Annotated in this window: 23 protein-coding genes; 16 read left to right on the top strand and 7 right to left on the bottom strand. The window is 44.8% G+C overall.

Annotated features, from left to right (window positions below; translation table 11 throughout):
- The first annotated feature begins 2 nt into the window (after positions 1-2).
- Positions 3-179, top strand: coding sequence for a hypothetical protein (locus C1G57_RS11130; RefSeq protein WP_161941127.1), 177 nt, complete (start codon positions 3-5; stop codon positions 177-179).
- 29 nt (positions 180-208) lie between these two features.
- Positions 209-550: a metal-sulfur cluster assembly factor gene (locus C1G57_RS07720; protein WP_105114422.1), complete on the top strand. Its 342-nt coding sequence runs from the start codon at positions 209-211 to the stop codon at positions 548-550.
- A gap of 27 nt (positions 551-577) precedes the next feature.
- On the opposite strand, the gene C1G57_RS07725 is transcribed toward C1G57_RS07720, so the two are convergent.
- From C1G57_RS07725 to C1G57_RS07745, 5 genes are all read right to left on the bottom strand, one after another.
- Complete coding sequence (locus C1G57_RS07725) at positions 578-964, bottom strand: DUF6176 family protein (protein ID WP_105114423.1); 387 nt, start codon at positions 962-964, stop codon at positions 578-580.
- A 49-nt stretch (positions 965-1,013) separates the two neighbouring features.
- Positions 1,014-2,729: a dihydroxy-acid dehydratase gene (gene ilvD / locus C1G57_RS07730; RefSeq protein WP_105114424.1), complete on the bottom strand. Its 1,716-nt coding sequence runs from the start codon at positions 2,727-2,729 to the stop codon at positions 1,014-1,016.
- Positions 2,730-2,889: 160 nt separating this feature from the next.
- Positions 2,890-3,312 (bottom strand): hypothetical protein, encoded by a 423-nt coding sequence (locus tag C1G57_RS07735; RefSeq protein WP_105114425.1) that lies wholly within the window; start codon positions 3,310-3,312, stop codon positions 2,890-2,892.
- A complete protein-coding gene (locus C1G57_RS07740) occupies positions 3,287-4,231 on the bottom strand; it encodes a phosphodiester glycosidase family protein (RefSeq protein ID WP_105114426.1) in 945 nt (314 codons plus the stop codon). Before C1G57_RS07740 ends, C1G57_RS07735 begins: the two co-directional genes overlap by 26 nt.
- Positions 4,218-5,270, bottom strand: a complete 1,053-nt coding sequence (locus tag C1G57_RS07745; protein ID WP_105114427.1) for a bifunctional glycosyltransferase family 2/GtrA family protein — start codon at positions 5,268-5,270, stop codon at positions 4,218-4,220. Before C1G57_RS07745 ends, C1G57_RS07740 begins: the two co-directional genes overlap by 14 nt.
- A 225-nt stretch (positions 5,271-5,495) precedes the next feature.
- On the opposite strand from C1G57_RS07745, the gene C1G57_RS07750 reads away from it, so the two are divergent.
- From C1G57_RS07750 to C1G57_RS07775, 6 genes are all read left to right on the top strand, one after another.
- Positions 5,496-7,199 carry an acetolactate synthase large subunit gene (locus C1G57_RS07750; protein WP_105114428.1) on the top strand — a complete coding sequence of 568 codons (1,704 nt, stop codon included), beginning with the start codon at positions 5,496-5,498 and terminating at the stop codon, positions 7,197-7,199.
- Positions 7,192-7,668 (top strand): acetolactate synthase small subunit, encoded by a 477-nt coding sequence (ilvN, locus tag C1G57_RS07755; RefSeq protein WP_105114429.1) that lies wholly within the window; start codon positions 7,192-7,194, stop codon positions 7,666-7,668. Before C1G57_RS07750 ends, ilvN begins: the two co-directional genes overlap by 8 nt.
- 191 nt (positions 7,669-7,859) lie before the next feature.
- A complete protein-coding gene (ilvC, locus tag C1G57_RS07760) occupies positions 7,860-8,882 on the top strand; it encodes a ketol-acid reductoisomerase (protein WP_105114430.1) in 1,023 nt (340 codons plus the stop codon).
- A gap of 772 nt (positions 8,883-9,654) precedes the next feature.
- Complete coding sequence (gene ilvA / locus C1G57_RS07765) at positions 9,655-10,905, top strand: threonine ammonia-lyase IlvA (protein WP_105114431.1); 1,251 nt, start codon at positions 9,655-9,657, stop codon at positions 10,903-10,905.
- Between the two features lie 27 nt (positions 10,906-10,932).
- Positions 10,933-11,820: an SPFH domain-containing protein gene (locus C1G57_RS07770; RefSeq protein ID WP_161941132.1), complete on the top strand. Its 888-nt coding sequence runs from the start codon at positions 10,933-10,935 to the stop codon at positions 11,818-11,820.
- A gap of 83 nt (positions 11,821-11,903) precedes the next feature.
- Positions 11,904-12,113, top strand: a complete 210-nt coding sequence (locus tag C1G57_RS07775; RefSeq protein ID WP_009910800.1) for a hypothetical protein — start codon at positions 11,904-11,906, stop codon at positions 12,111-12,113.
- A gap of 119 nt (positions 12,114-12,232) precedes the next feature.
- On the opposite strand, the gene C1G57_RS07780 is transcribed toward C1G57_RS07775, so the two are convergent.
- Together C1G57_RS07780 and C1G57_RS07785 are read right to left on the bottom strand one after the other, a co-directional pair.
- Entirely contained in the window at positions 12,233-12,976 is a 744-nt protein-coding gene (locus C1G57_RS07780) for an amino acid ABC transporter ATP-binding protein (RefSeq protein WP_105114433.1), read from the bottom strand.
- Positions 12,969-14,534 carry an ABC transporter substrate-binding protein/permease gene (locus C1G57_RS07785; RefSeq protein ID WP_105114434.1) on the bottom strand — a complete coding sequence of 522 codons (1,566 nt, stop codon included), beginning with the start codon at positions 14,532-14,534 and terminating at the stop codon, positions 12,969-12,971. Before C1G57_RS07785 ends, C1G57_RS07780 begins: the two co-directional genes overlap by 8 nt.
- Before the next feature lie 127 nt (positions 14,535-14,661).
- Here C1G57_RS07785 and C1G57_RS07790 point away from each other — a divergent pair, with 127 nt between their 5' ends.
- The 8 genes from C1G57_RS07790 (at position 14,662) to sufB (ending at position 22,913) form a co-directional block, all read left to right on the top strand.
- On the top strand, positions 14,662-15,498 hold the full coding sequence (locus C1G57_RS07790; protein WP_105114435.1) for an undecaprenyl-diphosphate phosphatase: 837 nt from the start codon (positions 14,662-14,664) through the stop codon (positions 15,496-15,498).
- A gap of 125 nt (positions 15,499-15,623) precedes the next feature.
- On the top strand, positions 15,624-16,346 hold the full coding sequence (gene mecA, locus C1G57_RS07795) for an adaptor protein MecA (RefSeq protein WP_105114436.1): 723 nt from the start codon (positions 15,624-15,626) through the stop codon (positions 16,344-16,346).
- On the top strand, positions 16,343-17,530 hold the full coding sequence (locus C1G57_RS07800; RefSeq protein ID WP_105114437.1) for a glycosyltransferase family 4 protein: 1,188 nt from the start codon (positions 16,343-16,345) through the stop codon (positions 17,528-17,530). Before mecA ends, C1G57_RS07800 begins: the two co-directional genes overlap by 4 nt.
- Positions 17,531-17,609: 79 nt before the next feature.
- On the top strand, positions 17,610-18,383 hold the full coding sequence (gene sufC, locus C1G57_RS07805) for a Fe-S cluster assembly ATPase SufC (RefSeq protein WP_002938165.1): 774 nt from the start codon (positions 17,610-17,612) through the stop codon (positions 18,381-18,383).
- 16 nt (positions 18,384-18,399) lie between these two features.
- Positions 18,400-19,662 carry a Fe-S cluster assembly protein SufD gene (gene sufD / locus C1G57_RS07810; protein WP_105114482.1) on the top strand — a complete coding sequence of 421 codons (1,263 nt, stop codon included), beginning with the start codon at positions 18,400-18,402 and terminating at the stop codon, positions 19,660-19,662.
- A 3-nt stretch (positions 19,663-19,665) separates the two neighbouring features.
- The gene (locus C1G57_RS07815) at positions 19,666-20,889 is read left to right on the top strand and encodes a cysteine desulfurase (RefSeq protein WP_105114438.1); all 1,224 of its coding nucleotides are present in this window, start codon (positions 19,666-19,668) and stop codon (positions 20,887-20,889) included.
- A complete protein-coding gene (sufU, locus tag C1G57_RS07820; protein ID WP_105114439.1) occupies positions 20,876-21,316 on the top strand; it encodes a Fe-S cluster assembly sulfur transfer protein SufU in 441 nt (146 codons plus the stop codon). Before C1G57_RS07815 ends, sufU begins: the two co-directional genes overlap by 14 nt.
- Positions 21,317-21,497: 181 nt before the next feature.
- Positions 21,498-22,913 (top strand): Fe-S cluster assembly protein SufB, encoded by a 1,416-nt coding sequence (sufB, locus tag C1G57_RS07825; protein ID WP_002938151.1) that lies wholly within the window; start codon positions 21,498-21,500, stop codon positions 22,911-22,913.
- The last annotated feature ends 576 nt before the right edge of the window (positions 22,914-23,489 follow it).

Consider the following 23,489-nt stretch of genomic DNA (forward strand, 5'->3'; position numbering starts at 1 on the left):
AAATGGCAAAAGAGAATCAATTACTCAAGAATGACATTGATGAGCGTATCCAAAGAGCGCGTTACGTGGAGCCTACGAAGGAGAAGAAACGAAAGCCTATTCTTTATATTATCTTGATTTTGGTAATGACACTGGCAGTTCTATTTTCACTGTTGAGTCAACTGAGCGTACTTTTCTAGGTAGGCTCTAATAGAAAGTGGTGTGATTGATGCGAGAAGATATAAAATTAAACGACCGAGCGGCTGCTCTATCAGACCAGTTGGTTCAAGTGCTTGAAACCATTTATGATCCAGAGATTGAGCTGGATATTTATAATCTGGGTCTGGTCTATGAGATTGATGTGGATGAAGCTGGTTTTTGTAAGGTCGTCATGACCTTTACAGATGCAGGCTGTTCTTGCGCGGATACCATGCCAGGAGAGTTGGTTGCAGCCTTGAAAACCATTGAGGGCATTGAGGATGCCCAGGTCCAAATCGTCTGGTCGCCAGCCTGGAAGATGACCCGCATTAGCCGTCTGGGACGGATTACCTTGGGAATTAGTCCTAAATAAGAAAACTGAGTTGCAAGAGTTTGCAACTCAGTTTTTATATGTGTCATCGTATTGTCTATCCAATTCCTCCATGGTTTCATAGATTGGTTTCGGAATCATGACAACTTGAGGGGTTAGGTCTACCATACCATAGCTTGGGTCGATGCATTCTTCCCAGTATTCCAAGTGCTTTTTATCGATGTAGGACTCAGAAGTTTCTACCTCAATACCTCCGTCAGCTTGAACGGAGTACCAATAGAGGTATTCGCGACCATCTAAGACCTCACGAAAGATGGTTTCGACATACATTTTTTCTCCCTCTAAGGTGAGAAGGGTGTCTGCCATGTGCTCGTTAAGAAAGGTCATCCATTCATCTACTTGAGTAGTTTTGCCTTCTTTGACACGAAAGCGGGAGAGTTCGACAGTTAGTTTCATTTTGTCTCCTTTTGGAAAACCCTGCCGCGAGGACAGGGTCGTTGAATTCTTATTTTTTGCCAGTACGTTCTGGTCTCCAGAAGTCGGTAACGGCTCCTTTTGAGGCAGACGATACGATGTGGGCATATTTTCCGAGAACACCACGAGAGTAGAGTGGTGGGATAACAGTTTCTGCTTTTCGGCGTTCGATTTCTTCTTCAGAAACTTCCATGGTCAATTCCTTGGTATCTTGGTCGACGATAACCGTATCACCATCACGGAGATAGGCGATTGGACCGCCGTCTTGAGCTTCAGGTGCGATGTGTCCCACAACCAAGCCATAGGTACCACCAGAGAAGCGGCCGTCTGTTAGAAGGGCAACCGATTCGCCCTGTCCCTTACCGACTAAGATGGACGAAAGGGAGAGCATTTCAGGCATACCAGGTCCACCTTTTGGTCCAACGTAGCGGACAACGACAACATCGCCATCAACGATTTCATCAGCCAAAACTGCTTCAACAGCAGCCTCTTCTGAATCGAAGACACGGGCTGGTCCAACGTGGCGACGGACTTTTACACCTGAAACCTTGGCAACTGAGCCTTCAGGTGCGAGATTGCCATGGAGAACGATCAGTGGACCGTCAGCTCGTTTTGGATTTTCAAGTGGCATGATGACATCCTGACCTGGTGTCAAATCTGGTGCATCGGCCAAGTTTTCAGCGACCGTTTTACCTGTACAGGTCATACAGTCACCATGTAGGAATCCGTTTTGGTAGAGATATTTCATGACAGCTTGGACCCCGCCGACATTGTAGAGGTCTTGGAAGACATAGCGGCCAGACGGTTTCAGGTCAGCAAGGTGAGGAACTTTTTCCTGGAAGGTGTTGAAGTCGTCCAGGGTCAATTCTACATTGGCAGCGTGAGCCATGGCCAGCAAATGCAGGGTTGCGTTGGTGGAGCCACCAAGTGCCATGACAACGGTAATGGCATTTTCAAAGGCCTTACGGGTCATGATGTCAGACGGTTTCAGACCGAGTTCCAACATACGAACAACTGCACGACCAGCTTCTTCGATGTCGGCCTTTTTCTCTGCTGACTCGGCTGGGTGTGATGAGGAGCCTGGTAAACTCATACCCAGCGCCTCGATAGCAGAGGCCATGGTGTTGGCAGTGTACATACCGCCACAACCACCAGGACCAGGGCAGGCATTACACTCCAAGCGTCGGACTTCTTCAGCAGTCATATCACCGTGGTTCCATTTACCAATCCCTTCAAAGACTGAAACCAGGTCGATGTCTTTTCCATCCAAATTACCAGGGGCAATGGTGCCACCGTAGGCAAAGATAGCAGGAATGTCCATATTGGCAATGGCAATCATCGAACCGGGCATGTTTTTATCACAGCCACCGATAGCGACAAAGGCATCCACGTTGTGCCCCCCCATAGCTGCTTCGATGGAATCGGCAATGATGTCACGAGAGGTCAGGGAGAAGCGCATGCCAGGAGTTCCCATGGCAATACCATCCGCAACCGTAATGGTCCCGTATTGGACTGGCCAAGCACCAGCAGATTTGACACCTTCCTTGGCTAATTTTCCAAAGTCATGAAGGTGGATGTTACAAGGAGTATTTTCAGCCCAAGTGGAAATCACTCCGACAATGGGTGCTTCAAAGTTTTCATCCTGCATACCAGTAGCACGGAGCATGGCACGGTTGGGTGACTTGACCATCGAATCGTAGACAGAACTACGGTGACGGAGGTTTTTTAGTGTATCTTTTTCGGTCATTTCTCTTCTCCCTATCTTTCTGATGAATGTTTTTCTTATTATACCATAGTTCCTAGGGAAATGAAAAAGGATTTGTTAAATGATGTGAAATTTCTGAATTTTACAAAAACAAACCAAAGCAGCCCTGGATTGTCCAAAGGCTGCTCTAATTTTGTTTGTGTTACTGAGCGCTTGCTCTGCCCTGTGTTCTCTTGTTTCTAGTAAAGAAGAGGCTTATCAAGGCAAGGACTAGGAAACCTGCACCGACAAACCAATAGGGTTGGTCCAAGGTTGTGGAACGACCAGACAGGTTAATAATACCTCGGAGCAGGAAACCTGCTGTGATGGTTGCCACACCTGAATTCCAGAGATTGAAGGTCAGACGTGATAGGTTTGGCTTGATAGTGAGCAAGCCAAGGAGCAAGGCTCCGCCAACCAGGGTCACGCAGAACATGTAGTGCATGAAGATGGATACTTCGCCATAACTAAGGCTTTCATAGATACGGCTGAAGATGAAGAGGAAGGCTGTTGTAGCCAAGTAGGTGATGAAGGTGCGTGCAGTACGCCCTGATGTTTGATTAGTAACCGATGTAGACAATGTCACTCACCGCCCTTTCTGAGATAGTATTTCCGTTTGTTGTTGGATTGTTAATAACTTGACCGTTGAAGTAAAGAGTAGATGAACCACCACCGTCAAGGTTATAGGCTGTTTGTGCACCATATTGTTTCATGACTTCAGCCATTTGATAGAGTGATAGTCCTTGACTTTCTGAAGTACGTCCGTCTGCAACAACGATAATGTAGTGGTTTTCATCAATGATACCGATAGCAGAGCGTGGATTAGATGACATAGTTCGACCGACCTCAGTAGAAGTATCTACGACAATTTCACCGTTTTCGACCAATGATGGTCCGAAGGCTAAGAGGTTGACAACACCTTGGTCAATCAATTCTTGAGCAGTTACTTCGTTTTCATAAATGATTTCAAATGAGCCGTCTGCGTAGATAGCCAAGTCACCGTAAGATGCGTTGTCGCGAACAGTATCACGGTAGAGAACGCCGTTTTTAATAACATAACCAGTTGAGTTGGCGCCGTAGTAGTCACCGTTAACTGCTAGGATAGCATTGTTTGCAGCAGCTGTTTCGGAGGTTTTGGCTGTCACGTTGGTACCGTAGGTATTTTGAGCCAAGGCTGTTTTTAAATACTCTGGTGAGCTAACTTGGATATCTGCTACATAGACAGTGGTATTGTTGGTTGTGATGGTTTCTAAGTTGATTTGGATATTGTCATCCCTATAGCTGGTATCTGTAGTAGACACATTGGTTGCTGTTGAAGCAGCGGTGGATGATGAGGCAGTTGTGTCGGTAGTATCTTGACTGCTTGATGTAGTCGTACTGCTTGCAGCGACGGTGGAAATTGCTTCGGAAATGACAAAGGTTTTTAACATAGAGTAGGAAAATCCACTGGTTAAGAGCATTCCGAAGATTGAGGCATAGGCAAAGGGTTTTTTAAGCAATTTCATGGGAAAATGATTTCCTTTCTTTAAAGATGATGTTTTTTTGAATAAACCAAGAAGCTAGGAAGAGGAAGAGACCAACGGCAAGTTTGACAAGGTAGATGTTTAGACCGAGGACTTGGTGGAAGAGGTAAAGCAGGGTTGTGTCAGCTAGGAAGAGGATGAGGGCTAGGGTGAAGTAGCCAGCACCTGTCCGAGTGATGCTTTCTTTATTCTTAAAGACTAACTTCTTGTTAAGGGCAAAGTTACAGCTAGCACTGCAAATGCGAGCAAGGGTATTTGCGACTAGTAAGCGTACCGCAGTCGGTAAGCCAGTGAGGAGTAACAAGGCTAGGGCATAGACACCGTAGTCAACTAGGAAGCCACCAAAAGATGCCAGGGCAAACTTAAAGAGATTTTTATAAATCAGTAATCCGTCTTTGATGGGACGAAAGTGTGAACTGGCATTGTCATCGATATAGATGGTTTGGATGGGGACTTCCGTAATTTTATAGCGTTGACTGGCCTGGGTCAGCATGTTCATCTCGTATTCATAGCGGTCGCCCTCGATTTCTAGCATAAAGGGAATCAAATCGGTATGGAAACCACGCAATCCGGTTTGTGTGTCGGATACATTGACACCAGTTTGTAGTCGGAACAATACTCTGGTCAGTTTGTTGCCAAAGCGGCTGCGGAGAGGGATGTCCTTGGTAAATTGACGGACACCAAGGATGAGGCGACTTGGCAGGTTCATGGCTGCGCGTGCGACCCGGTCAATATCATTGACAGCGTGTTGGCCATCCGCATCAGCTGTAACGATGACACCTGGCTTTCTCAAATCTTGGATAAAGCTAAAGGCTGTTCGTAGGGCTTGTCCCTTTCCTTTGTTGACATCGTGGTGGAGAACGATGGCATAAGTCTTGGCGATTTCAAGAATGTCTTTGGCTTGACCTGTACTGCCATCATCTACAACAATGACTTGGCAATTTAGTCTGTTCTTCATGACTTCTAAGAGTTGGATTAATTTTTCATCTGGCTGGTAGGCGGGAATAACAATATAATACATATCCTAAACCTCGTATGTTTTTCTTGATGAGTCTACTATACGGGACTTTCCTAAAAGCAAGCTAAAACGAGACAGGGCTTGCGATTTGCTTAAGTTTGCTTTAAGAATTTTTTTGGAAATGTTTAAGAATCCGAACAAGTGTAGGAATTTTCAGAAAATTTCTTGACATTCTATCATCGTGTGTTATTATAGTAGATAACATATTTGCAGAGAGGAGGAATATTCGTGCAAGAAATCCAATTAGACCAACCACGTTCGGGGTCTTATCTTATTTTAGACACCTTGCATCAACTGGGAGTTGACCTTGTTTTTGGTTATCCAGGTGGTGCAGTTTTGCCGTTATACGATGCTATTTATCAGTATGAGGGTATCCAACATATTTTGGCGCGACATGAACAAGGGGCGGTTCACGAGGCAGAAGGTTATGCCAAATCATCAGGAAAGGTGGGCGTAGCCATTGTCACATCTGGTCCAGGAGCAACGAATGCCATTACAGGTATTGCGGATGCTATGGGTGATAGCGTGCCTTTGTTGGTCTTTACAGGTCAAGTGGCTACACGGGGTATCGGTAAGGATGCCTTTCAAGAGGCAGATGTCTTGGGTATGACCATGCCCATTACCAAATACAATTATCAGATTCGGGATACAGCAGATATTCCTCGTGTCATTACAGAGGCTCTGCATATTGCAACGACAGGTCGTCCAGGTCCTGTAGTCATTGATGTTCCAAAAGATATTCAAGAGAGAATCGTTGATGTTTACTACGACCCAACTGTTCAACTTCCAAGTTATCAGCCGACTGTTGAGCCAAATGGCTTGCAGGTCAAGAAAATTTTGAAACAACTCAGCCAAGCCAAACAGCCACTTATCCTAGCTGGTGGTGGCGTTAACTATGCGGATGCCAATCAAGAGCTGATTGCCTTTGCAGAACGTTATCGTCTTCCTGTAGTTTCAACTCTGCTTGGTTTGGGAGCCATGCCGATTGAGCATGAATTGGCGCTGGGGATGGGGGGCATGCATGGTTCTTATGCTGCCAATATGGCTATGAACGATGCGGATTACATCATCAATATCGGTGCCCGTTTTGATGACCGTTTGACTGGTAATCCTTTGACCTATGCACCCAATGCAACGGTTGCCCATGTTGACATTGACCCTGCAGAAATTGGCAAGGTAGTGAAGACAGCCATTCCAGTCGTAGGCGATGCCAAAGCAACCTTAGAAGTCCTGTTAAATCTTGAAACAGTAGATACGGACTATGCCGAATGGACAGCGCATGTCTTGGACAACAAACGCCGGGCGCCATTCTGGTACGAAGAAGATGATACGGTTATTAAACCGCAACAGGCGATTGAGTTAATCGGACAGCTGACAAATGGAGATGCGATCGTCGTAACGGATGTTGGTCAACACCAGATGTGGACGGCTCAATTCTACCCTTATAAACACGCTCGTCAGTTGGTGACGTCAGGCGGCATGGGGACCATGGGCTTCGGTATTCCAGCAGCTATCGGTGCCAAATTGGCCAATCCAGATAGAGAAGTCGTTGTGTTTGTTGGAGATGGTGGCTTCCAAATGACCAACCAAGAGTTAGCTATTTTGAATGGATATGGCGTGCCGATTAAGGTGGTCTTAATCAATAACCACTCACTTGGTATGGTTCGTCAGTGGCAGGAATCCTTCTACGACAAGCGTCGCAGTCAGTCCGTCTTTGATGCTGAACCAAATTTCCAGCTTCTAGCCGAAGCCTACGGCATTGCCCATTACAGTTTTGACAATCCAGCAACCTTGTCTGAGGATATGAAGGTTATTTTAGAAGACAAGCCAATGTTGATTGAGGTTCATATTTCTAGAACAGAGCATGTTCAACCAATGGTGCCCGCTGGTAAGAGCAATGCAGAAATGTTGGGGGTGAAGTTCAATGCGTAGAATGTTAACAGCAAAATTACGGAATTCATCCGGCGTCCTCAACCGCTTTACGGGTGTATTATCTCGTCGCCAAATCAATATTGAATCTATCTCCGTCGGTCCAACAGAAATAGATGGGATTTCCCGCGTTACCGTGATTGTTGACGTGGTTAGCCAGGATGAACTAGAGCAAATCATCAAACAGCTCAACCGCTTGATTGATGTGGTCCGTGTCCGTGATTTAACGGATATTCCACATTTGGAGCGGGAAGTTATTTTGGTCAAAATCGTTGCTCCACCAGCAAAACGTGCAGAGATTTTGGCTATTATTCAACCCTTCCGTGCTAGCGTTGTCGATGTGGCCCCTCATTCCATTACCATTCAAATGACAGGTGATGGAGATAAGATTGATGCTCTCCTGCGTGTCATTCAGCCTTACGGAATCAAGAACATCGCAAGGACGGGGGCAACTGGCTTTAGCCGCGACTAACCTAGTCGCACACTTGTCTTTTACTTCGTCGTTAGCTCGGCTTGGCATACCATTAGTATAGCCTTTGCCTCGCTGCCTAGAATTAAAAGAAAGATGAGCAACTAGGAATGTACATGATAGACCATGTTAAAGAGCCTTCATTTTCCTAGACCGCTCAAAACCACAAATAAAAAAATAGAAAAGAGAATTTTATGACAGTAGCAATGCAATATGAAAAAGATGTAACAGTAGCAGCACTTGACGGTAAGCGTATCGCCGTTATCGGTTATGGTTCACAAGGTCATGCCCATGCGCAAAACTTGCGTGATACAGGCCATGATGTTATCATCGGTGTGCGTGCCGGCAAGTCATTTGACAAGGCAAAAGAAGACGGTTTTAAAACCTTTGAAGTGGCAGAAGCAGCCAAACAAGCGGATGTCATCATGATTTTGGCTCCAGACGAAATCCAAGCAGACCTTTACAATGAAGAAATCGCTCCAAACTTAGAAGCAGGGAATGCCCTTGGTTTTGCCCATGGTTTCAACGTTCACTTTGAATTTATCAAGGTGCCAGCAGATGTGGATGTTTTCATGTGTGCACCAAAAGGTCCAGGTCACTTGGTTCGCCGTACCTTCGAAGAAGGCTTCGGTGTGCCAGCTCTTTACGCAGTGTACCAAGATGCAACTGGCAATGCCAAGCATATCGCTATGGACTGGGCAAAAGGCGTTGGTTCAGCTCGCGTTGGTCTTTTGGAAACAACCTTCAAGGAAGAAACAGAAGAAGACTTGTTTGGTGAGCAAGCAGTTCTCTGCGGTGGCTTGACAGCTCTTATGCAAGCAGGTTTTGAAGTCTTGAAAGAAGCGGGTTATGCACCAGAATTGGCTTACTTCGAAGTGCTTCACGAAATGAAGCTCATCGTTGACCTTGTTTACGAGGGTGGCTTCAAGAAAATGCGTCAATCAATCTCAAACACTGCTGAATTCGGTGACTATGTATCAGGTCCACGCGTGATTACAGACCAAGTTAAAGAAAACATGAAAGCAGTTCTTGCGGATATCCAGTCTGGTAAATTCGCCAACGACTTCGTCAACGACTACAAGGCTGGTCGTCCACGCATGGAAGCCTACCGCAAAGAAGCAGAAGGACTCGAAATCGAAAAAGTCGGAGCAGAACTCCGCAAAGCAATGCCATTCGTCAGCCGCAACGACGACGATTCGTTCAAGATTTATAACTAAAACAGTCCAGTGGACTGTTTTAGCCCTCGCCTAAAAACGAGAAAGCGAGGAAAGTCCGGGGGAGTGAAAGAGTCTGGGGATAGACTCTTTCAGCTGGTCGCCTAGCAATGTGAAAGCGACCATATGCCCTCGCTTGACAACAAGAGAGCGAGGTAAGGTCTACGGATAGGCTATGAGACACTTGCTGTCGCAAGTTTTATTTCCTGCTTCCAACAGTTCCCCAAACTGTTGGAACCCTCGCCCAGAAATTGAAAAGCGAGGCAAGGGAAGTGGACTATTTTAACCCTCGCCTGAAAACAAGAGAGCGAGGTCAGACCGGGGGAGTGAAAGAGCCTGGGGATAGGCTCTGTGACACTTGCTATCGCAAGTTTTATCTCCAACCTCTGACAGCTTCAAAGGTTTGGGGAACCTTTGAAGGAAGTAATTGCTCGCCCAGAAACTCGAGAGCGACCATAAAAAACGAGCTTAAAAATCGGAGAGTGAGTTTTAGCTAATGGCTAGGAATTCAAGTCTTTCGATTATTTCCATGCTATTTCTAACATGATTTATTAGAAGTGCAAGGAAGCAAGTCATGAAATCCCCAGAATGATAGGAATAAAAGAGCTGGTTGAGCCAGCTCTTTTACCCATTATTGCTTCTTATTATGGAAAGTGGGGGCTTGAACATTGTATGTCAAGAGATTGCAAAATAATATGATGAAAATGCGCATAAATGTTAGTATTTTTAAAAAAATATTGATACAATATACTTATAGAAAGAAATTAGTGCAAATATGATTACAGCAAAAAATGTAGAACAGGCTTACGAAGTTCTGAAAAGAGTTGTCGTTCGAACGCCATTAGATTACAGTCGCTACTTATCAGAAAAGTACGGAGCCACCATCTATATCAAGCGTGAGAATGAGCAACGCGTTCGTTCATTTAAAATACGTGGAGCCTACTATGCCATTTCTCAATTATCCGATGAAAAAAAGGCGCTAGGTGTGGTCTGCGCTTCTGCCGGCAACCATGCCCAAGGTGTTGCCTATACTTGTCAAGAGATGCAGATACCAGCAACCATCTTTATGCCTGTTACAACACCACAGCAAAAGATTGGACAGGTTCGTTTCTTTGGCGGTGACTATGTAGATATTCGTTTAGTGGGCGATACTTTTGATGAATCTGCTCAGGCAGCACAGGAATATACCAAAGAAACAGGTAAGACCTTTATTGATCCCTTTGATGATGACGATGTTCAGGCAGGTCAAGGAACCGTCGCCTATGAAATCCTAGAAGAATCTCAAGAGCAGAGCATTAGCTTTGATCAAATCCTTGTACCCGTAGGTGGAGGCGGTTTGATTGCTGGTGTTTCTGCCTACCTCAAAGAACACGCACCAGAAATCAAGATTATCGGTGTCGAAGCAAATGGTGCTCGATCTATGAAGGCAGCTTTTGACAAGGGACGTCCGATCAAATTAGCAAGCATTGATAAGTTTGCGGATGGGATTGCAGTTCAAAAGGTTGGAGCCGCAACCTATGCTGTAGCCCGTAAGCATGTCGATAAGCTGATTGGAGTAGATGAGGGATGGATTTCAGGCACCATTTTGGATCTCTATTCAAAACTTGGGATTGTGGCTGAACCTGCTGGAGCGGCAACTGTAGCAGCTCTAGAAGTCGTTAAAGACAAGATTAAGGGGCAAACCATTTGTTGCATCATCTCTGGTGGTAATAATGATATCAACCGTATGCCAGAAATGGAAGAACGTGCCCTCATTTATGAAGGAATTAAACATTACTTCGTTGTGAACTTTCCGCAGCGTCCAGGTGCTTTGAGAGAATTTGTAAATGATATTTTAGGACCAAATGATGATATTACCCGCTTTGAGTACATCAAACGTGCCAATAAGGGAACGGGGCCAGTCTTGATTGGAATAGCTTTGGATAATAAAGAAGATTATGATCAATTTCTTTCTCGTCTTGAAGATTTTGATCCCCAATATATCAATCTTCATGAAAATGACTCGCTTTATAAAATGCTTGTTTAGGAGGTAAATATGGAAGCTGGTTTTATGATGGTTCTCATTAGTTTCTTATTTATTGTATTGCTTGCCTTGGTTTTGGTTGTTTCGGGGCTATATGTGGTCAAACAGCAGACAGTTGCCATTGTAGAGCGGTTTGGGAAGTACCAAAAGACTTCTACCTCTGGTATTAACTTTAAAATCCCCTTTGGTGTAGATGTGATTGCGGCCCGTATCCAACTGCGGATGCTACAGAGTGAGATCGTGGTAGAAACCAAGACTCAGGACAATGTTTTTGTGACCATGAATGTGGCTACGCAGTATCGTGTCAATGAAAATAATGTCACAGATGCCTACTACAAACTCATGCATCCAGAGGCACAGATTAAATCCTATATTGAAGATGCCTTGCGGTCATCCGTTCCGAAATTGACCTTGGATGAACTCTTTGAGAAGAAAGATGAAATCGCCCTTGAGGTACAAAAGCAGGTGGCGGAAGAGATGTCGACCTACGGTTATGTTATTGTCAAAACCTTGATTACCAAGGTCGAACCAGATGCCGAGGTTAAGCAATCAATGAATGAAATCAACGCAGCTCAGCGAAAACGGGTTGCGGCCCAAGAATTGGCAGAAGCCGACAAGATTAAAATAGTCACTGCTGCTGAAGCAGAAGCTGAAAAAGACCGCCTACATGGTGTGGGGATTGCCCAACAAAGGAAGGCAATTGTAGACGGACTAGCAGACTCTATTCGTGAATTGAAAGAGTCCAACATCAGCATGACGGAAGAGCAGATTATGTCTATCTTGTTGACCAACCAATACTTGGATACATTAAACAATTTTGCGCAAGGAGGTAATCAAACAATCTTTTTACCAGCTAATGCTGGCGGAGTGGAGGATGTACGTACACAAATATTGTCTGCTCTACAGGTTAAAAATTGAGTAAAATCCGAACATTTTACTTGACAATTCAAAGCAATTTGTATTATACTTAATTGCACGAATAAATTGGAAAGGGGTTCCTAATGACTAGTTACGAAAAAGTTGCCGCTGTTGTCGGCTGGGTACGCGAAAAGAAAATCACTGGCTACCGTATCAGCAAGGAAACAAATGCTCGTGAGATGTCAGTTATCGCTCTTGCACAAGGACGCGCTAAAATTGACAACATTTCATTTGCGACTGCCTTGGGGTTGATTGACTTTTACGACAAAAACCACAAGAAATTTGAAAACTAATCTAAATCATAGTATTTAGACGATTTGATGAGAAGACGGCTGGTCTTCTCTTTTTTCTTGCAAAAAAACTTACCAGCCTAGAAGACTGGTAAGTATGGAATGGAACATAGAATGAAAGATTATCCAAGGAAACGTTGTAGGAATTCGCGGGTCCGCTCTTCTTGTGGATTTTCAAAGATTTGTTGTGGAGTGCCTTCTTCAGCGATGACGCCCTTGTCCATAAAGATGACGCGATCTGAAACATCGCGGGCAAATTCCATTTCATGCGTAACGATGATCATAGTCAAGCCAGACTTGGCAAGATCTTGCATGGTTTTGAGCACCTCTCCGACCATTTCAGGGTCAAGGGCTGAAGTTGGCTCGTCAAAGAGAATGACTTCTGGATCAACAGACAAGGCGCGGGCAATGGCGACACGCTGTTTTTGGCCACCAGAGAGTTGGCTTGGTTTGGCCTGCCAGTATTGCTCGGTCATGCCGACCTTGTTGAGGTTCTCTTTGGCAATCTTTTCGGCTTCTGCACGGTCGCGTTTCAAGACAGTCGTTTGTGCCACGACAGCATTTTCTAAGACGTTGAGGTTGTTAAAGAGGTTGAAGGATTGGAAAACCATACCCAATTTTTCACGATAGGTGGTCAAGTCATAGCCTTTGGCCAAAACATCTTGGCCATGGTAGAGGATTTGTCCTTCACTTGGTGTTTCCAAAAGGTTGATAGAGCGGAGGAAGGTTGATTTTCCAGAACCTGATGAACCGATAATGGAGATGACTTCCCCTTTTTCCACTGTCACAGAAATGTCCTTGAGGACCTGGTTTTGTCCATAGGATTTTTTTAGGTTTTTAATTTCAAGAATTACATTATTAGTCATGAGGCACCTCGATTTGCATTTGGTTGGCACCAGTTGTATAGGTGTCTGTGTCAAAGCGTTTTTCAACTGCGCGCAAGATGCGGGTCACAGTGAAGGTCAAGATAAAGTAAATGATGGCAATGACGGTAAAGGTTTGGAAGTACTGGTAGGTTTGTGTCGCTACAGTATTTCCTGAGAAGTATAATTCTACAACGGAGATAACGTTCAATACAGATGTGTCCTTGATGTTGATGACAAACTCGTTACCAGTTGCTGGCAAGATATTGCGGATAACCTGCGGAAGAACAATCTTGCGCATGGTTTGGTTGTGGGTAAAGCCAAGAGCTGTTGCGGCTTCAAATTGTCCCTTATCAACGGCGAAGATACCACCGCGGACAATTTCACTCATGTAGGCACCGGTATTGATGGATACGATGAAGATGGCAGCCAGAGTGCGGTCAAGGTTAAGACCGAAGGCTTGGGCAGTACCGTAGTAGATAACCATAGATTGTACAATCATCGGTGTACCACGGAACACTTCGATATAGATATTGATCAACCAACCGAGAACTTTTTGACCGATAGCAAGAGCCTTGTTGGCTGCTTTTGGAGCGGTACGGAAGACACCAATTAGAAGACCAATAAGGGTACCGATGACAGTTCCTAAGATAGAAATCAGCAAGGTCATTCCAGTGCCACGAAGTAATTGTTGCCAGTTGTTAACGATGATATTCCACACTTGTGCAAAGAAGCTTGGTGTTTCCCCTTCGCTGGCTTCTTCAACAGGCTGGTTTTCAATCATCTTGTCCATGAGGGCAATTTGGTCAGCTTCAGTAAGAGTTGCCAAGACTTGATTGACTTGGGTGATACGGCTGTCGTCCTTGCGCATACCGACTGCAATGGTCACATCCTCAGCGTTGGTTTCAAAGCTATCAGTCAACTCCACCATTTTGAAGACCTTGTTGGCAGCTTCGGCTGTTCGACCTTCTGGACGCTCTGAAACGTAGGCATCAATAATACCAGATTCTAGTGCTTGGCGGATTTGAGAGAAGTCTCCCATAGCTGTTTGTTTGTCAGCACCTTGGATTTGGTCGATTAAGTCGTAGAGATAGACACCTTGCTGGGCAGTGATTTTTGCCCCAGCAAATTCAGCTAAGCTAGTCGCCTTAGCATACTGGCTGTCTGAACGAACGACCAAGGTTGGAATGGACGTATAGTAGCTGTCTGAGAAAGCTATTTCTTTCTTACGTTCTTCGGTCGGACTCATACCAGCGATAATCATGTCAATCTTACCAGAAGTCAGGGCTGGAACAAGACCTTCCCATTTTGTTTTAACTACCAAGAGTTCCTTGTCCAAGGATTCGGCAATTTTTTTAGCGATTTGGACATCGTAGCCATTGGCATACTGGTTGGTTCCTTCGATAGGAACAGCTCCGTTACTGTTGTCCTCTTGAGTCCAGTTAAAAGGGGCATAAGCAGCCTCCATACCGACTCGGAGGTATTCATCTGCTTTTACGCCTGTTGCCATAGAAAAAATAGCAATCAGTGTCAGCAGAAAGATACTAAATTTATGTTTCATGATTTCTCCTTATTAAATGGTATTACACCATTTTATTAAAAATTCTGACAAATTTCAATATCCTTGTACTATGAAAGGAACTTTTTTTTATGATATAATAAAAAGACTTACAATAAAGGAGTGTAATATGTTACTCGAATTACTAAAAGCCATCTTTTTAGGGATTATCGAAGGTGTGACCGAGTGGTTGCCAGTGTCATCTACAGGGCATTTGATCTTGGTTCAAGAATTTATGAAACTCAACCAAAGTGCTAGCTTTGTAGAGATGTTCAATATTGTCATCCAGTTGGGAGCTATTCTTGCGGTTATGACCATCTACTTCAAAAAGTTAAATCCTTTCCAGCCTGGTAAGACCAAGCGTGAAATTCAGTTGACCTGGCAGTTGTGGGCCAAGGTTGTTCTTGCCTGCATTCCGTCTATTCTGATTGCGGTGCCATTGGACAGTTGGTTCGAAGCCCATTTTAACTTTATGGTGCCCATTGCCATTGCCTTGATTGTTTATGGTATTGCATTTATCTGGATTGAAAATCGTAATCGGGATGTAGAGCCACAGGTGACAGATTTGGCGAAAATGTCCTATAAGACAGCTCTCTTAATCGGTTGCTTCCAGGTCTTGAGTATTGTGCCAGGAACTAGTCGTTCTGGTGCGACTATTCTAGGTGCGATTATCCTGGGGACCAGTCGGACAGTTGCTGCAGATTTCACTTTCTTCCTTGGAATTCCGACCATGTTTGGTTACAGTGGTCTAAAGGCGGTCAAGTATTTCTTGGATGGAAACAGTTTAAACCTAGAGCAAGGTCTTATTCTCTTGGTTGCCAGTCTGACAGCCTATCTTGTTTCCTTGGTGGTGATTCGCTTCTTGACGGACTTTGTTAAGAAAAATGATTTCACCGTATTTGGCTACTATCGCATTATCTTGGGTGCGATTCTGCTAGTCTATTCCTTTATCACATTTTTATTTTAAGAGCAGGGGGACCTGCTTTTCTTTTGTCTTTCAAGCAGTCATTTAGTATAATGGAAAGAGATATGTATGAGAATTGAAAATGAATGGTAAATTTTTCGAAAGCTGTTCATCAATAAGAGGTAAGTATGAAAGTAAAACAAATTAGTGATTCGACCTTGAAAATCACTATCAAAATGGATGACTTAGAAGAAAGAGGGATGGAATTGGCAGACTTCTTGATCCCTCAAGAAAAGACAGAAGAATTTTTCTATACAGTTTTAGATGAATTGGAGTTGCCTTTAACCTTCCGTGAAAGTGGTATGCTTAGTTTTCGTGTGACTCCTAAGCCGGATCGGGTGGATATTTTTGTGACCAAGTCTGATTTGGATCAGAATTTGAATTTTGATGAGTTTGCAGATATTTCAGAACTTGGTGATGTTACAGGAATGAGCCCAGAGGACTTTTTCAAGAGCTTGGAGCAGACTGCTCGAGAGCGAAGCAGCAAGGATATGGATGCTGTTCGTCATTTGGAAGAAGTTGAAAAAGCTGAAGAAGCTGAGGAGAGCGAGTCAGAAGGCTACATCTACTATATCCTTGATTTTCCTAACATGGATGAACTGATGGCTTTTGTAGGAACAGTAGATTACCCTATCGAAGAGTCAGAGCTCTATAAGATGGACGGTCATTACTATATGACTGTCTTGATCAATATCGAGGAACGTTCTAAGCGTTACCCGGACTATCTTTTGGCGCGTATGTTGGAATTTGCCAATGATACTAAGTTGACTAGACCTGTCTTACAGGAACATGGGGTGACCCTCTTGCCAGTTGCAGCCCTAGAGGAACTTAGGAAGGTTTCCTTGCTATGATGCCTTTTGCTTTAAAATATATAATGGTCATCATTTCGACCATGGTTGTAGCAGCGATAGCAACTCCTTTGGTGCGTTTTCTATCCTTCAAGGTTGGAGCAGTGGATAATCCAAACGCGCGTAGAATCAACAAGGTGCCCATGCCATCGGCTGGAGGCTTGGCTATCTTCATAGCTTTTGCCTTGGCTGCCCTGGTATTTTTGCCAGGAATTGTTACCCATGTTCATTATCATGGAACCTACCTACACTATGTTCTTCCCTTGATTTTATCTTCGCTCATTATTGTTATTACTGGCTATATTGACGATGTGAAGGAGTTGGGACCGGCTCCAAAAATGTTTGGAATTGTTCTTGCTGCGACTTTGATATGGTTTTTTACAGAATTCCATTTCGATAGCTTTAAAATTCCATTCGGTGGTCCTTTGCTTATTTTCCCGACCTGGTTGTCTTTCTTTTTAACGGTCTTGTGGATTGTTGCCATTACTAATGCGGTCAACTTGATTGATGGTCTGGATGGTTTGGTGTCAGGGGTGTCTATCATTTCATTGACGACTATGGGAATTGTTTCCTACTTTTTCTTACATGATAGCAATATCTTTTTGACCCTGACTATTTTTATTCTGGTAGCGGCTATTATAGGCTTTCTACCTTATAATTATAATCCAGCTATTATTTATCTGGGAGATACCGGAGCTCTCTTTATTGGTTTCATGATTGGGGTGCTATCTCTGCAAGGTTTGAAAAACTCAACAGCTGTTGCGGTAGTTACTCCCATGATTATCTTGGGGGTTCCAATTACAGATACTGTTGTAGCCATCATCCGTCGAAAATTGTCTGGAAAAAAAATTTCAGAGGCGGATAAGATGCATTTACACCATCGTTTGCTATCTCTGGGCTTGACCCATCGTGGTACAGTTTTAGTTATCTATGCCATTTCCTTCCTATTTTCTTTGACTTCGCTCCTGCTTAATGTTTCCAGTCGTCTAGGTGGTGTTCTCTTGGTTCTAACCATGGGTCTGGGTGTAGAGGTCTTATGTGAGTTGATAGGTATTTTTGGTGAAAATCGCATGCCCCTGCTCAATCTCCTTCGTTTCATTGGAAATAGCAGTTATCGTCAGGAACGCATAGCGGATTGTAAGGAAAAGCGCTGTCTTCGTAAGCAGCAAGCCAAGAAAAGAAAATAAGAATCTTTCTAAACAAGAAGAGAGCTCTTAGGCTCTTTTTTTGATATAATGAGAAAGATAATAAATAAAGGAGTATAAGATGTCAGTATTAGAAATCAAAGACCTTCATGTTGAAATCGAAGGTAAAGAAATCCTCAAAGGTGTCAATTTGACCCTCAAAACAGGTGAAATTGCAGCCATCATGGGACCGAACGGAACAGGCAAGTCCACCCTTTCCGCAGCTATCATGGGCAATCCAAGTTATGAAGTGACCCAAGGTGAGATTCTGTTTGACGGTGTCAATATTTTAGAATTAGAAGTCGATGAACGTGCCCGCATGGGACTTTTCTTGGCCATGCAATATCCATCAGAAATCCCGGGTATTACTAATGCAGAGTTCCTCCGTGCCGCTATGAATGCTGGCAAGGAAGATGAAGACAAGATTTCTGTTCGCGATTTCATCACCAAGTTGGATGAAAAGATGGAACTCCTCAACATGAAAGAGGAAATGGCAGAGCGTTACCTCAACGAAGGCTTCTCAGGTGGTGAGAAAAAACGTAATGAAATTCTCCAGTTGCTCATGTTAGAGCCAACTTTCGCTCTTCTTGACGAGATTGACTCAGGTTTGGATATTGATGCCCTTAAAGTGGTTTCAAAAGGTATCAATGCCATGCGTGGTGAAGGCTTCGGTGCCATGATTATCACTCACTACCAACGCTTGCTCAACTACATCACTCCTGATGTTGTCCATGTCATGATGGAAGGTCGTGTTGTTCTTTCAGGCGGACCAGAATTGGCGCAACGCTTGGAAAAAGAAGGCTATGTCCAAGTTGCAGCTGAGCTTGGCATCGACTACAAAGAAGATGACATTTAAGTCTTTGGAGGAAGCTATGACCAAAGAAAAGATTCAAGAATTTTCAGCCTTGCAGGCAGAACCAACTTGGTTGACAGACCTGCGTCTTAAGGCTTTTGACAAAATAGCAGAGCTGGCCTTGCCGGTTATCGAGCGGGTCAAGTTTCACCGTTGGAATCTAGGTGATGGAAGCCTTGCTACAAATGATGAAATCGGAGCTGTTCCAGATTTTACAGCTATCGGTGACAATCCTATGTTGGTCCAGGTTGGCAGCCAAACGGTTCTAGAGCAGTTGCCAGTTGACCTGGTAGAAAAAGGTGTGGTTTTTACAGACTTTGCCTCAGCTATGGACATCATTCCAGATGTGCTTGAAAAGTACCTCGGATCTGCCGTAGCCTACGACGAACACAAGTTAGCAGCTTACAACACAGCTTATTTTAACGCAAGTGCGGTCCTCTATGTGCCAGATAATGTTGAAATTGACCAGCCAGTTGAGGCCCTTTTCTACCAAGACAGCACTAGTCCAGTTGCCTTTAACAAACGCGTCCTCATCATCGCTGGAAAAAATGCCAAGCTTAATTACCTGGAGCGTTTTGAAAGTTTAGGCGACGGCACAGCAGCGACTTCAGCCAATATTGTCGTTGAAGTAATCGCCCTTGCTGGTAGCCAAATCAAGTTTGCGGCTATTGACCGCCTTGGTAAGCATCTGGATACCTACCTCAACCGTCGTGGCTATCTCGGAAACGATGCAACGATTGACTGGGCGATTGGTCTGCTCAACGAAGGAAATGTGGTTGCCGATTTGGACAGCGAATTAAAAGGAAACGGCAGTCATGCCAACCTCAAAGTTGTCGGCCTTTCATCTGGTCGTCAGGTACAAGGTGTGGATACGCGCGTGACCAACTACGGTCATAATTCGGTCGGTCACATCCTGCAACATGGGGTTATCTTAGAAAGCGGAACCTTGACTTTTAATGGTATCGGACATATTGTCCGTGGTGCTAAAGGTGCAGATGCCCAGCAAGAAAGCCGTGTCCTCATGCTGTCTGACAAGGCTCGCTCCGATGCCAACCCAATTCTCCTCATTGATGAGAACGAGGTCACAGCTGGACACGCAGCCTCAATCGGTCAGGTGGATCCAGAAGACATGTACTACCTCATGAGTCGTGGCCTGGACCGAGCAACTGCTGAACGCTTGGTTGTTCGCGGTTTCCTTGGCGCAGTCATTACCGAAATTCCTGTCAAGGAAGTTCGTGATCAACTGATTGCCGTGATTGAAGAAAAACTAACAAAGAGATAAGATATGGATTTGGAACGCATTCGCAAGGATTTTTCAATCCTAGACCAAGTTGTTAACGATGAGCCGCTGGTCTATTTGGACAATGCGGCGACCACTCAAAAACCGCAGCAGGTGCTAGACGTGCTAGCGGATTATTACCAGAATGACAATGCCAATGTCCACCGTGGCGTTCACACTTTATCTGAGCGGGCAACGGCTCGCTATGAGGCAACTCGGCAGAAGGTGGCAGATTTTATCCAGGCCAAGTCTAGTAAGGAAATTCTCTTTACCAGAGGAACGACCACCGGTCTTAATTGGGTGGCTCAGTTTGCAAAGGACATTCTCCAGCCAGACCAGGAAGTGATCATCTCGGTCCAAGAGCACCACTCCAATATCATCCCTTGGCAGCAAGCCTGTCAGCAAACAGGTGCCAAGCTCCGCTATGTGACCCTAAAAGACGGCGAGCTAGACATGGACCACCTGCGGTCGCTACTGTCTTCCAAAACCAAGTTCGTCTCCCTAGCCCACGTATCCAATATCCTAGGCAGCGTGTCTCCTATTGGGGAAATAGCAGAGCTGGTGCATCAGGTCGGTGCCTACTTGGTGGTGGACGGAGCCCAGTCAGTTCCCCACATGGCCGTCAACGTGCAAGAATTAGATGTGGATTTCTATGCCTTTTCAGGTCATAAGATGTTAGGTCCGACAGGAATCGGCGTTCTCTACGGCAAGGAAGAATTGCTCAATCTCATGTCGCCAGTTGAATTCGGCGGTGAGATGATTGACTTTGTCTATGAGCAGTCAGCTACTTGGAAAGAATTACCTTGGAAGTTTGAAGCTGGAACGCCCAACATTGCAGGTGCCATTGGTCTGGGAGCAGCCATTGATTACCTGACTGAAATTGGTATGGACGCTATCCAGGCCCACGAGGCGGAACTGGTTGACTATGTCTTTCCAAAATTGCAGGCTATTCCAGGCTTGACCATTTATGGCAGTCAGGACCTGTCCAAGCGGACGGGGGTTATCGCCTTTAACTTGGACGACTTGCATCCACATGACGTGGCAACGGCTCTGGACTATGAAGGGGTTGCTGTGCGGGCCGGTCACCATTGTGCCCAACCGCTTCTCAGATATTTGCAGGTGCCAGCTACAGTACGAGCAAGTTTTTACATCTACAATACCAAGGCTGACTGTGATAAGTTGGTTGACGCAATCATCAAGACAAAGGAGTTTTTCAATGGCCCTAACTAGATTAGATTCTCTTTATATGGCAGTTGTGTCTGAACACTCCAAGTCGCCTCGTCACCGCGGAAGCTTGGACGGAGTGGAAAAGTTAGAACTCCACAACCCAACCTGCGGCGATGTGATTGAACTATCAGTCAAGATTGAAAATGAAGTGATTACCGATATTGCTTTTGACGGAGTTGGGTGCACCATTTCAACCGCATCGGCGTCCATGATGACCGAGGCAGTCCTTGGCAAAGAAATCAGTCAGATTCAAGAACTGGCGGAAATCTTCTCACAAATGGTCCAAGGACAAGAAGATGCACGCCAGAAGGAACTGGGAGACGCCTCACTTCTCGCAGGCGTTGCCAAATTCCCCCAACGCATCAAATGTGCCACACTACCATGGAATGCCATTAAGAAAGCAATCGAACGGAGTGAAAGTGCTGACTGAGCACCATCGAATAAACAAAAAACGAAAATCATACAGAAAGGATTGTTCAGTTTCTGATTGGAAATGAAATTGAACTCGCCCTAAAAGCTTTTGAAAAGAGATACATCTCCTCGTGTGTTTGCACACGAAGTCGATTTCCTATTTTTCATTTGCTTTCTTAAGGGGCTTAGTATCTTATATTATGTCAGAAGAAAGAATTGAACCAACCCCGATTGACCTTGGGGAATACAAATTCGGTTTCCATGACGAGAACGTGGAACTGGTGGCTTCGACTGGTAAGGGTTTGAACGAAGAAGTCATTCGTGAAATGTCCCGTATCAAAGGCGAGCCCGAATGGATGTTGGAATTCCGTTTGAAATCCTACGAAACCTTTAAGAAAATGCCGATGCAGACTTGGGGAGCCGACTTGTCTGAACTGGATTTTGATGATATTGTTTACTATCAAAAACCGTCGGATAAGCCAGCACGTAGCTGGGATGATGTACCAGACAAAATCAAGGAAACCTTTGAACGCATCGGTATCCCAGAAGCTGAGCGTGCTTACCTGGCAGGTGCTTCTGCCCAGTACGAATCAGAAGTGGTCTACCACAACATGAAAGAAGAGTACGATAAGCACGGTATTATCTTTACAGATACCGACACGGCTCTCAAGGAACATCCAGAACTCTTCAAAAAATACTTTGGAAAACTCGTTCCGCCGTCAGACAATAAACTAGCTGCTCTCAACTCAGCGGTTTGGTCAGGCGGGACCTTCATCTACGTACCAAAAGGCGTTAAGTTGGATATTCCACTCCAAACCTATTTCCGTATTAACAACGAGGGAACAGGTCAGTTTGAACGCACCCTCATCATCGTGGATGAAGGAGCGAGTGTCCACTATGTAGAAGGCTGTACCGCTCCGACCTACTCAACGGCTAGCCTCCACGCAGCTATTGTGGAAATCATTGCCCACGAAGGTGCCTATATGCGTTATACGACTATTCAAAACTGGTCAGACAACGTTTATAACCTGGTAACCAAGCGTGCCCGTGCTGAGAAAAATGCCACTGTCGAGTGGATTGACGGAAACCTTGGTGCTAAGACGACTATGAAATACCCGGCGGTTTACCTAGAAGGCGAAGGAGCTCGTGGAACTATGTTATCCATTGCCTTTGCCAACAAGGGTCAGGTACAGGATACCGGTGCTAAGATGATCCACAATGCACCACGGACTTCATCGTCTATCGTATCTAAATCCATTGCCCGTGGCGGTGGAGAAGTCAACTACCGTGGCCAAGTGACTTTTGCTAAAAACTCAGCCAAGTCAATCAGCCACATCGAGTGTGACACCATTATCATGGATGATATTTCCAAATCAGACACCATTCCATTTAATGAAATCCACAACTCACAAGTGGCCCTCGAACACGAAGCCAAAGTATCAAAAATCTCAGAAGAACAGCTCTATTACCTCATGAGCCGTGGCCTATCCGAATCCGAAGCCACAGAGATGATTGTCATGGGCTTTGTCGAACCATTCACCAAAGAACTCCCAATGGAATACGCAGTCGAACTCAACAGACTGATTGCCTATGAAATGGAGGGGTCGGTTGGTTAGATTTTTGGCAATTTAGCAAACATGAGTTTGCTAAAAGCCCAAAAATCTCCAACCGACGTTGGAAATAGTGAGCGATGGAAATCGCTCTTCTTTGTAATTTTAATAACCTTATCACAATTCCGTGCCTTCCACGCTCGTCATTTTCTGCAAGAAAATGATATGTAGTAAGGAGTTCCGCAGGAACTCTCTCCAACTTACTATCCAACCGAGCTAGGAGATAAGGAGTAGCGAATGCTACTCTACATTGCAATGCCAACGCTCGTTGGAAATGGGGAGCGACGTAAGTCGCTCTTCTTTGTAATTCAGATAACCTTGTGCCCCAAACAGCCTTAAAGCTGTTCAAGCCCGTCAAACTCCCCACTGAAGTAGGAGATGCGGAGCGACGACAGTCTTCTTCTCTATAACTAACCTAGTCTGGGAGACTAGATTATCCTACTGACGTCGCTTCCTTACAGGAAGCGATATGTAATAAGGAGTTCCGCAGGAACTCCCTCCAACTCAATCTCCAACTGACGTTGGAAATAGGTGCGACGGCAGTCGCTCTTCTTTGTAATCACAATAACCTTATCACAATTC

The organism is Streptococcus suis, assembly GCF_002960425.1.
Taxonomy (GTDB): Bacteria; Bacillota; Bacilli; order Lactobacillales; family Streptococcaceae; genus Streptococcus; species Streptococcus suis_S.